At 46.0% G+C, this 2,529-nt stretch carries 2 protein-coding genes; one reads left to right on the top strand and one right to left on the bottom strand.

Annotated features, from left to right (window positions below; all coding sequences use genetic code 11):
• The first annotated feature begins 68 nt into the window (after positions 1-68).
• Positions 69-1,331 carry a chloride channel protein gene (locus tag AC805_RS03275; protein ID WP_055074088.1) on the top strand — a complete coding sequence of 421 codons (1,263 nt, stop codon included), beginning with the start codon at positions 69-71 and terminating at the stop codon, positions 1,329-1,331.
• 222 nt (positions 1,332-1,553) lie between these two features.
• On the opposite strand, the gene pgeF is transcribed toward AC805_RS03275, so the two are convergent.
• Complete coding sequence (gene pgeF, locus AC805_RS03270) at positions 1,554-2,330, bottom strand: peptidoglycan editing factor PgeF (RefSeq protein WP_055074087.1); 777 nt, start codon at positions 2,328-2,330, stop codon at positions 1,554-1,556.
• Positions 2,331-2,529: the final 199 nt, after the last annotated feature.

Genomic DNA, 2,529 nt, shown 5'->3' with positions numbered 1-2,529 from the left:
ATCAATTCTTGGGGTTTATGTCCCAATACAGGCGACAGTTATATTTGATTCACTTGCCACGAGACATTATGAAAAGTCTTCGTCAATTTAAGTCGTTTGCCGTTATTTCTCAAATAATTTCCCAAATTATTAAGTGGTTCGTGATTGCATCCGTGGTTGGGCTCCTCTCAGGTTTGGGATCGGCGAGCCTCCTGCTTTCTTTGGAATGGGCAACTGATTGGCGAGAAACCCATATATGGATCATTGCTTTACTTCCCTTGGGGGGATTTCTGAGTGGTTGGCTTTACGATCGCTACGGGAAGTCCATCGAAGCAGGTAACAACCTTTTACTTGAGGAGATTCATAACTCTAAAAAGATTATTCCGTTAAGAATGGCTCCAATGGTGTTATTGGGAACCACCTTAACCCATCTATTTGGTGGTTCTGCTGGTCGAGAAGGAACGGCTCTGCAAATTGCGGCTTCTCTCGCCGATCGCTTGACAAAAATATGTAGCCTCCAACCTAGCGATCGCCGAATTTTATTAATGTCAGGGCTCAGTGGGGGATTTGCTTCGGTTTTTGGGGCTCCTTTAGCAGGAACGATCTTTGGTTTAGAAGTTTTAGCAATTGGCAATATTAACCACAATGCCTTATTTCCCTGTTTAGTTGCCGCAATTGTGGGCGATCGCCTTACCTTGAGTTTGGGATTACACCATACAGCCTATCTTCATGCTCCATCGATTCCCGCGATCAATTTAATTGAGTTGATCGCCGCGATCGGCGCTGGGGTATCGTTCGGGTTGGCAGCAAAGATCTTTGCGAAACTCACGCATAAATTTAATCAATTTTTTAAATCGAAAATATCCTATCCTCCCCTACGTCCTGCGATCGGTGGGGTTATGGTTGCTTTGCTCGTGGGGGCGATCGGCTCTACTAAATATATTGGGCTAGGGATTCCCACAATTGTGAAGGCTTTTGAAACCCAGTTACCACCTTGGGATTTTGCTGCCAAAATTGGTTTAACCGCCTTAACCTTGGGGGCTGGTTTTAAGGGAGGTGAAGTAACTCCATTGTTTTTTATTGGTGCAACCTTAGGAAGCTCTTTGTCATTAATCCTGCCATTATCTGCGCCTTTACTGGCGGGAATGGGATTTGTCGCCGTCTTTGGGGGAGCCGCTAACACCCCGATCGCCGCAACATTAATGGGGATTGAGCTTTTTGGTATAGAATCGGGCACATTTATCGCGATCGCCTGTGTGATGAGTTACCTTGCCTCTGGTCATACTGGTATTTATAGCGCCCAGCGTATTGGTAGTGGCAAATATCATTTCATGCCCAAAAAAGAAGAATGAAATTACACCAATTCACGAAAGTGTGACAACACTTTTGTGAATTAAAAATCAAATCCAGTTCAAACCCAGTAAGGGTTTTCAACTTTGGCATTATTCCTATAGATTCCCTATAGATCAGGATAGGCAGTGCTTTGTACTGCCCATCCCATACAGATTCGCGTTAGGACAAAATCAAAACCCAAGAAGAGAAGGTTGGCGTAAGCGCCAACCTTCTCTCGCTATCTAATCAAGCCGATCGCTTTTAGAAGTCGCAATCCCCGACCACTGTACCTGCGGAGCTCTCGGCTGAGGATGGGGATTATTGAGAAAATAACGCCGATAGGAAAAAAATAGTTCCTCATTTTCGAGGGTGCAATAAGGAGCGATCGCCACATGTTCAGGGAACATTCCCAATTCCTGAAGTTGTTGTAATTGGACTTGGCGTAAATCTAATTTAACTCTCTCAGGATCTGCGTCGGGATATAAACCAACGGGTTCCCTAATCGTTGCTGTCACCTGTTGGGCAACATCTTGAGATACCTGATAGACTTTTCCCGAAATCGCAGGACCTAGAGCAACGCGCAGATCCTTGAGCGAACTACCGCGATCGCATAGGGTGGCGATCGCCTTCGGGACAATGCCCGCAACAGTCCCCCGCCAACCAGCATGAACAGCCGCCACCGAACCTAACTTGCGATCGCCGATCAATACTGGGACGCAGTCAGCCGTACAAACCCACACCGAGCGATTCTCCAGAGGGCGATCGCTCTCTGGAGTCACCCAAACTCCATCAGCTTCAGGTAAAGGGCGATCGGGTGATGGGGAAATTTCATCGGCATGAATTAAACAATTACCATGAACTTGTTTGGCACGATAGGCTTGCCCCGATGGGACAAGATAATTATGTAAATCGTTGGGAAGTTTAGGAGCGTGCGATCGTGTAAAAAATCCATGTTGCCATTCGGCAAGTAAATCGCAAGTTAGTCTGCCATCTCGCCATTGCCATTGATTTGCGTTCATTGGTTTAGATTCAAACTTTTAACAATAATCATGCTTGGTCGCATTTATCCTAACCCAAAAAGGAGAAGGGGAGCCTTGCTCTCCTTCTCCTTTTTATCCCAATTCCCAAGATGGCAAAGCCATTTTAGGAATTTCAAAGAAGAGCATACCCAATAGAGAGTTGCGGCGCGAAGCGCCGCAACTCTCTATTGGGTTTGAT

It is taken from the genome of Pseudanabaena sp. 'Roaring Creek' (assembly GCF_001402795.1).
Classification (GTDB): Bacteria; Cyanobacteriota; Cyanobacteriia; order Pseudanabaenales; family Pseudanabaenaceae; genus Pseudanabaena.
The sequence above is the reverse complement of the archived record's forward strand: the minus strand, read 5'-3'. Positions and strand labels throughout refer to the sequence as shown.

Bases quoted from the DNA above. Each gene is read 5' to 3' on its own strand.
- AC805_RS03275 (WP_055074088.1), top strand. From the start codon at position 69: ATGAAAAGTCTTCGTCAATTTAAGTCGTTTGCCGTTATTTCTCAAATA.
- pgeF (WP_055074087.1), bottom strand. From the start codon at position 2,330: ATGAACGCAAATCAATGGCAATGGCGAGATGGCAGACTAACTTGCGAT.